The organism is Pseudomonas sp. K5002, assembly GCF_013386655.1.
Classification (GTDB): domain Bacteria; phylum Pseudomonadota; class Gammaproteobacteria; order Pseudomonadales; family Pseudomonadaceae; genus Aquipseudomonas.
This window is the reverse complement of sequence record NZ_JACARK010000331.1, coordinates 1-7,560: the sequence shown is the minus strand read 5'-3', so window position 1 is coordinate 7,560 and position 7,560 is coordinate 1. Positions and strand designations below refer to the sequence as shown.

General features: G+C 59.5%; 8 protein-coding genes and 2 pseudogenes. 7 read left to right on the top strand and 3 right to left on the bottom strand.

The genetic code is table 11. The features are described from left to right. From HX846_RS16285 to rpoS, 5 genes and pseudogenes are all read left to right on the top strand, one after another. Positions 1-371 (top strand): annotated as a pseudogene (locus HX846_RS16285) (tRNA pseudouridine(13) synthase TruD); the annotation flags it as partial. Then, positions 359-1,108, top strand: a complete 750-nt coding sequence (surE, locus tag HX846_RS16280) for a 5'/3'-nucleotidase SurE (RefSeq protein WP_003219278.1) — start codon at positions 359-361, stop codon at positions 1,106-1,108. The pseudogene HX846_RS16285 and the gene surE, both read left to right, overlap by 13 nt. 41 nt (positions 1,109-1,149) lie before the next feature. Then, the gene (locus tag HX846_RS16275) at positions 1,150-1,785 is read left to right on the top strand and encodes a protein-L-isoaspartate(D-aspartate) O-methyltransferase (RefSeq protein ID WP_008432211.1); all 636 of its coding nucleotides are present in this window, start codon (positions 1,150-1,152) and stop codon (positions 1,783-1,785) included. A 210-nt stretch (positions 1,786-1,995) separates the two neighbouring features. Then, entirely contained in the window at positions 1,996-2,832 is an 837-nt protein-coding gene (locus HX846_RS16270) for a peptidoglycan DD-metalloendopeptidase family protein (protein WP_032898924.1), read from the top strand. A gap of 105 nt (positions 2,833-2,937) precedes the next feature. Beyond that, complete coding sequence (gene rpoS / locus HX846_RS16265) at positions 2,938-3,942, top strand: RNA polymerase sigma factor RpoS (protein ID WP_003219274.1); 1,005 nt, start codon at positions 2,938-2,940, stop codon at positions 3,940-3,942. A gap of 364 nt (positions 3,943-4,306) precedes the next feature. Here rpoS and HX846_RS16260 read toward each other — a convergent pair whose 3' ends face one another. Then, entirely contained in the window at positions 4,307-4,516 is a 210-nt protein-coding gene (locus HX846_RS16260) for a cold-shock protein (protein ID WP_002554837.1), read from the bottom strand. 378 nt (positions 4,517-4,894) lie between these two features. Here HX846_RS16260 and dcd point away from each other — a divergent pair, with 378 nt between their 5' ends. Beyond that, positions 4,895-5,461 (top strand): dCTP deaminase, encoded by a 567-nt coding sequence (gene dcd / locus HX846_RS16255; RefSeq protein WP_003219273.1) that lies wholly within the window; start codon positions 4,895-4,897, stop codon positions 5,459-5,461. Positions 5,462-5,568: 107 nt separating this feature from the next. After that, positions 5,569-5,772, top strand: coding sequence for a hypothetical protein (locus HX846_RS16250; protein ID WP_003219272.1), 204 nt, complete (start codon positions 5,569-5,571; stop codon positions 5,770-5,772). A gap of 31 nt (positions 5,773-5,803) precedes the next feature. On the opposite strand, the gene pdeM is transcribed toward HX846_RS16250, so the two are convergent. Both pdeM and HX846_RS16240 read right to left on the bottom strand, forming a co-directional pair. After that, positions 5,804-6,460 (bottom strand): ligase-associated DNA damage response endonuclease PdeM, encoded by a 657-nt coding sequence (gene pdeM, locus HX846_RS16245; RefSeq protein WP_178965719.1) that lies wholly within the window; start codon positions 6,458-6,460, stop codon positions 5,804-5,806. Next, a pseudogene (locus HX846_RS16240) lies at positions 6,460-7,560 on the bottom strand (DNA ligase-associated DEXH box helicase); the annotation flags it as partial. The pseudogene HX846_RS16240 and the gene pdeM, both read right to left, overlap by 1 nt.

Genomic DNA, 7,560 nt, shown 5'->3' with positions numbered 1-7,560 from the left:
CCGACAGCCGCAGCTTTTTCCCGGCGGGGGAGGCTGAATGCAGCGACCCGCGCCTGGCAATCCTCGATCTGCATCCCACCGGCCCGCAGTGGGGCGAAGGTGATTCGCCGGCGGCGGGAGCAACCTTCGCGCTGGAACAGGCGATTGCCGACGGTGAAGCCGAACTGCGGGATTGGCTGGTGAATGCCGGCATGAGCCAGGAACGTCGCATTCTTCGACTGCCCATTGGCGGGTTGACGTGGCATTATCCCGAACCTGACATTCTGCAATTGGAATTCGTCCTGCCGGCTGGATGCTTCGCCACTGTCTTGGTGCGCGAGCTTGTAGATCTGGTGCCGGTGGGGCAGACGGACAGCCCATGCGTATTCTGATATCTAACGACGACGGGGTCACTGCACCCGGCCTTGCCGCGCTTCATGCTGCGCTGGCGGATTACGCCGAGTGCGTGGTGGTTGCCCCGGACCAGGACAAAAGCGGCGCCAGCAGCTCGCTGACGCTCGACCGTCCGTTGCATACACAGACGTTGCCCAACGGCTTTATCAGCGTGAATGGCACGCCGACCGACTGCGTGCACCTGGCGATCAACAGCCTGCTGGACCGCGAGCCGGACCTGGTGGTTTCCGGGATCAACCTGGGCGCCAACCTGGGTGACGACGTGCTGTATTCCGGTACGGTGGCGGCAGCCCTTGAAGGGCGCTTCCTCGGTCGGACCTCGTTCGCTTTTTCGTTTGCGTCCCGTCAACTGGACAACCTGGCGACTGCGGCGTATTTCGCCCGCAAGCTGGTGGAGGCCCATGACACCCTGGTCCTGCCGCCGCGCACGGTGCTCAACGTCAATATTCCCAATCTGCCCCTGGACCACATTCGCGGTATCCAGCTGACCCGCCTCGGCCACCGTGCCCGTGCGGCAGCGCCGCTGAAGGTGGTCGACCCGCGTGGCAGGGAAGGGTACTGGATTGCCGCTGCCGGCGATGCCGAGGACGGTGGCGAGGGCACGGACTTTCATGCGGTGATGCAAGGTTATGTCTCGATTACCCCGTTGCAACTCGATCGCACCTTCAGTGATGCCTTCAGTAGCCTCGATGGCTGGCTGGAGGGGCTGCGCTGATGGCTCGTGAACAAGACGACCTGCTGCGCCGGGGCATCGGGATGACCTCCCAGCGCACCCGCGAGCGATTGATCCAGCGCCTGTATGAAGAAGGGCTGTCCAATGCCCAGGTGCTGGAAGTCATCCGGCGTACCCCGCGGCATCTGTTTGTCGATGAAGCCCTGGCGCACCGCGCCTATGAAGACACAGCCTTGCCCATCGGCCACAACCAGACCATCTCCCAGCCCTATATGGTGGCGCGGATGAGTGAGTTGCTGCTGGCGGCGGGCCCGCTGGACAAGGTGCTGGAAATCGGCACCGGCTCCGGCTACCAGACGGCCGTGTTGTCGCAGCTGGTGGAGCGGGTGTTTTCCGTGGAGCGCATCAAGGTGTTGCAAGACCGGGCCAAGGAACGCCTGGTGGAGTTGAACCTGCGCAACGTGGTGTTCCGTTGGGGTGATGGCTGGGAAGGCTGGCCGGCACTGGCGCCATACAACGGCATTATCGTCACCGCGGTGGCGACCGACGTACCCCAGGCCTTGCTCGATCAACTGGCTCCCGGCGGGCGCCTGGTGATTCCGGTGGGCGCCGGCGAAGTGCAACAATTAATGTTGATCATTCGCGAGGAAGAGGGCTTTTCCCGGCATGTGCTCGGCGCCGTGCGTTTTGTCCCGCTGCTCAACGGTCCGCTGGCCTGATCAATTATTTCTGCGTACTGAATTCTATTGCCGGGTATGTGTCTTACAGCGGGGTCTGTTGAGTCCACATGATCAGCCGTAGGAGCTAAACATGATGAAATTTTCTTTAGAATCGTGTTTCCAGTAAAAACCCAACGGCCAGTTATACTTGCGTCATATTTCAAGCCTGATACAGGCGTTCATAGTCAGCCACCACAAAGGGAGCGGCGGGTGAGTCTCACGGTCATTGCACAGCGTATGAGTCAAACAAGCTTTCAGCGACTGGTGATTGGCCTTGTCTTGAGTTCCTTGCTGGCGGCTTGTTCAAGCACGCCATCCGGTGGTGCGCGGGTGGTCGACCGCAATAACGCGGTACCGCAGAAACCTACCGTTACCACGGGCCAATACGTCGTGCGCAAGGGCGATACGATGTTCTCGATCGCCTTTCGTTATGGCTGGGACTACAAGGCGCTCGCCGCCCGTAACAACATCCCTGTCCCGTACACGATACATCCAGGTCAGACCATTCGTTTCGATGGACGAACCGGTTCAACACCGACCGCGGTTGTCACAAACACGGCTTCTTCGCCGTCGTCTTCGAGCAAGACCACCATCATCACCCGGCCTGCAGGCACCGCCGCGCCTAGCGTTGCGAGCAAGCCGGCACCTGCGCCGATGCCGCCGGCGGGGCCCGCACCGACCGGCTGGGGATGGCCCTCAAATGGCATCCTTATTGGAAAATTCTCTTCAAACGGTAGTTTGAATAAAGGCATTGATATCGCCGGGGATTTGGGACAGCCTGTTTTAGCTGCGTCTGATGGGACAGTGGTGTACGCCGGGAGTGGTTTACGGGGCTACGGCGAGCTGGTCATCATCAAACACAGCGATACCTACGTCAGTGCCTACGGTCACAACCGCAGGCTGTTGGTTCGGGAGGGGCAGCAGGTCAAAGTCGGACAGACAATTGCCGAGATGGGGTCAACTGGTACAGACCGGGTGAAACTGCACTTTGAGATTCGCCGCCAAGGGAAGCCTGTTGATCCGCTGCAATTCCTTCCCCGTCGTTGATGTGTTGCACAGCCTGTTCCTTACGTAGTAGGAACAGGCTCCAGCGTTGCCAAGGATAAAGGCGTCGCTTGAGCTTGAGGTCGAACTCACCAAAGGACTATAACAATGGCTCTCAGTAAAGAAGCGCCGGAGTTTGACATCGACGATGAGGTTCTCCTTATGGAGACTGTCATCGATACGGAATCGATGTCGAATGAGGGACCTGCTGTACCTTCAGTTCGCACCAAATCCAAGAACTCCACCGCGTTAAAGCAACACAAGTACATTGATTACACACGGGCGCTCGACGCGACTCAGTTGTACCTCAATGAAATCGGCTTTTCCCCTCTGCTCACTCCCGAAGAAGAAGTCCATTTTGCGCGCTTGTCGCAAAAGGGCGATCCGGCTGGGCGCAAGCGCATGATTGAAAGCAACCTGCGACTGGTGGTGAAAATCGCCCGGCGCTACGTCAATCGTGGGCTGTCCCTGTTGGACTTGATCGAAGAGGGCAATCTCGGCCTGATCCGGGCGGTGGAAAAGTTCGACCCTGAGCGGGGCTTCCGCTTTTCGACCTACGCCACCTGGTGGATTCGTCAGACCATCGAACGGGCGATCATGAATCAGACCCGTACGATCCGGTTGCCGATCCATGTGGTCAAGGAGCTCAACGTCTACCTGCGGGCGGCGCGTGAGCTGACACAGAAACTCGATCATGAACCTTCGCCTGAAGAAATCGCCAACCTGCTGGAAAAACCGGTGGGAGAGGTCAAGCGCATGCTCGGTCTCAATGAGCGGGTGTCTTCTGTCGATGTCTCGCTGGGTCCGGATTCGGATAAAACCCTGCTGGACACCCTGACCGATGATCGTCCTACGGACCCATGTGAGTTGCTGCAGGACGACGATCTGTCGCAAAGCATCGACCAGTGGCTTTCGGAGCTGACGGACAAACAGCGTGAGGTGGTGATTCGCCGCTTCGGGCTGCGCGGCCACGAAAGCAGCACCCTGGAAGATGTTGGCCTGGAGATTGGCTTGACCCGTGAGCGGGTGCGGCAGATCCAGGTCGAGGGCCTCAAGCGCTTGCGCGAGATCCTCGAGAAGAATGGCTTGTCGAGTGAGTCGTTGTTTCAATAAGCGACGCAGGATGAAATGTGGGAGCGGGCTTGTGTGGGAGCTGGCTTGCCTGCGATAGCATCACCTCGGTGCAACTGATAGATCGAGGTGATGCTATCGCGGGCAAGCCCGGCTCCCACATAGGTGGGCTCCCACATTTTTTTGTGCATGGAATTACATCGTGTGATTGGCAAATCCCGAGCACAAAAAAAGCCCCTCTTTGCTCGTTCCCACGCTCTGCGTGGGAATGCAGCCCAGGACGCTCCGCGTCCCAAAGCGTGATGCAGAGCGTCACAAGAGGCATTCCCACGCAGAGCGTAGGAACGAGCGGGCACAAAAAAGCCCCGCTTTTGAGGGCGGGGCTTTTCGACTAAATCAGTACAAGTTAGATAACTTGAACTTCTTCAGCTTGCATGCCTTTCTGACCGCGGGTAGCGATGAAAGAAACCTGTTGGCCTTCTTTCAGGCTTTTGAAGCCGTCGGATTGGATAGCTTTGAAGTGAACGAACAGGTCGTCACCGGATTGTGGAGTGATGAAGCCGAAGCCTTTTTCATCGTTGAACCACTTAACGGTACCAGTTTGGCGATTAGACATGGTGTATCTCCTTGGACAAAGTTAACTGCGACTCAGGAAAAGCCCTGGCCGAGACTGAGTGCAAAGAGCAGGAAAAATTCTTGGAGATGGTTGGATCGAAATTCAACATATCGTGTAGAGATTCTCAGTGACACAAGCAGCACAGTGGCGCCACCTTAACCCTTTTTCCGGAACGTGCCAATGGTATTTCCGAAGGTTTCTCTATTTTCGTGACTGGCGGCACCCTGATACCGCACCAACACCCCACAATTGAAGGTGCGCCCCGCCCAGCAGGGGCTGCGCGGCGCCAAGAAAAACAGCCGCCCCTTTGAACCACGGGGCCAGCCCCGGTAAGATGCCCAACAGAATTTTTTCACCTCGCTATTCAGGACACCCGCCATGAGCATCAAATCGGACAAGTGGATTCGCCGCATGGCGCAAGAGCACGGCATGATCGAGCCCTTCGTGGAGCGCCAGATGCGTGGCGAAGGCGCTGAGCGGCTGATCTCGTTCGGGGTTTCCAGCTACGGCTACGACGTACGCTGCGCCGATGAGTTCAAGGTGTTCACCAACATCAACTCGGCAACCGTCGATCCGAAAAACTTCGACGAAAAAAGCTTCGTCGACGTCAAGAGCGACGTCTGCATCATCCCGCCAAACTCCTTTGCCCTGGCGCGCACCGTCGAATTCTTCCGTATCCCGCGTAATGTCCTGACTATCTGCCTGGGCAAAAGCACCTACGCGCGCTGCGGCATCATCGTCAACGTGACGCCGCTGGAGCCGGAATGGGAAGGGCACGTCACCCTGGAGTTCTCCAACACCACCACCTTGCCGGCAAAAATCTACGCCAACGAAGGCGTGGCGCAGATGCTGTTCTTCGAATCCGACGAAGAGTGCGAAGTGTCCTATAAGGACCGTGGCGGCAAGTATCAGGGCCAGCGCGGCGTCACTCTCCCACGCACTTGATCGAATCGTCTTACAGGCTTAGGGAATTTGTCAGCGGGCATGCACTCTATTGGGTGTACTGCCCCGACGCGTGCACAACGCGCCGGGCCACGCTTGAGGAGTCCCCTATGAAGCTCGATCCGCGAATCAGCGCCGAACTCGCCCGGCTTGAACCCAACCAGATTGGTGTGATGGCCTGGTCCTTGATGGCCGATCCCGCCGCAGGCGGCATTCCCGGCCAGCCAGGTCCCGATGATCCCTGGCCCAACCAGCCTGAAGAGCCTGGCGAACCCACTCTCCCTGACGAACCGCCTCCCGCCCCTGTGGCCTGATTTCCTGCACGTGTCGCCAATGGTCAGTTGCTCAACGCACTGGCCATACTTCCTGGTCTCCGATCACGAAGATCCGGCTGCCTTCTTCCTGCGTCACTGAATAACCCCCGGTAAAAGCGCCGAACGCCGGTAGTAGGCTGACTTGGTTGCCGATCAGGAAGCACGGCAGGCGCAAGCTTTGCCGGCCCTTGCCCCGCAGGCGATACACCGGATGCACGTGCCCGGCCAGCACATGGTGGCTGGCATGGGCGTCGGGCTCGTGCTGCAAGGCAAACGGGCCCATCAGCAAGGGTTCGGTCACCACCTCAATGTTCAGATCGCCAGGCGGGTCGCCGGCGCGTTTGTCGTGGTTGCCGCGAATCAGCGTGAGCGCCACGCCTGCATGACGCTCACGCCAGGTTCTCAGGGCGTTCAGGGTGCCGCTGGCGTGAGAGCCGGGGCCGTGGAGAAAGTCGCCGAGAAAGATCACCTGCGCGCCGGGGAAAGCCGCCAACAACCGGTCCAGGCACTGCAGGTTGGCCGTCGTCGTGCCCTGTGGCACTGGCTGGCCCAGGCTGCGATAGGCCGACGCCTTGCCAAAATGCGCGTCGGCGATCAGCAGGCACTTTCTCCCAGGCCAGTACACCGCCTTGTCCGCCAGCAACCACAGCGCTTCTTCCGCCAGATGTATCGGGTAATGAGCGGGCATCAGGGCTTCCCGTTATCGGCGACTTTTTCCAGATCCTTGACCATCCGCGCAATCCGCTCCGAGAGTTTTTCCGAGCTCAGGCTTTCCCGAAAACGTTCCACCAGCAGCGGAAAGGCCAACGGCGTAGGCCGTTTGATGCGATGCAGGTCCAGTTTCAACCCAGACAGGTGGCGCAAGGTCTCTTCCAGGCGACGAATATCCAGCTCATCCCGCAGGACTTCTTCCCCGGCCTGGGTCAGCAGCAGGTTCTGCGGGTCATATTGCTTGAATACCTCAAAGAACAAACCGCTGGAAGCCTGGACCTGACGCGTACTTTTCGGCGCGCCCGGATAGCCTGCGAACACCAGCCCGGCGATCCGCGCGATCTCGCGAAAACGTCGCAGGGCCAGTTCACCGGCATTCAGGCTGGCTACCACGTCATCCAGCAGATGATCCGCGCTCAGCAGTTCGCCGCCCAATAACTCAGGCCAATCCACTTCGGTGGCACTCAGCAGTTCCAGCCCATAGTCATTGACCGCAATCGAGAACGTCACCGCCTGCTGCCGGCTGACGCGCCAGGCCAGCAGGCTCGCCAGCCCCAGATGCACCTGGCGCCCGGCAAACGGATACAGGAACAGATGCCAGCCCTCCCGGGACTTGAGGGCCTCGGCCAGCAAGTGATCGCGGGTCGGCAGTCCGGACCAGCGCAGCTGGGTTTCCAGCAAGGGTTGCACCGCTTGCATCTCCGGGCCGAGATAGTGACCGTGGGCAGCCGCATCAAAGCGCTCGACCACCGCCTGGGCCAGCTCGTTGGAAAGAGGCATGCGCCCGCCGTTCCAGCGTGGCACGGCAGCCTTTTTCGCGGTGCTGCGCTTCACATAAGCAGTCATGTTTTCCACCCGTACCAACTCCAGCAAGCGGCCGGCGAACAGGAAACCATCCCCTGGCTTCAGTCGTGCAATAAAGCCTTCCTCGACACTGCCCAGGGTCTTGCCACCGCCGCCTTTGCTCCAGAATTTCAGCTGGATGCTGGCGTCGCTGACGATCGTACCCACGCTCATGCGATGGCGCCGCGCCAGGCGTGCGTCGGGGACGCGCCAGATGCCGTGTTCGTCCGGCTC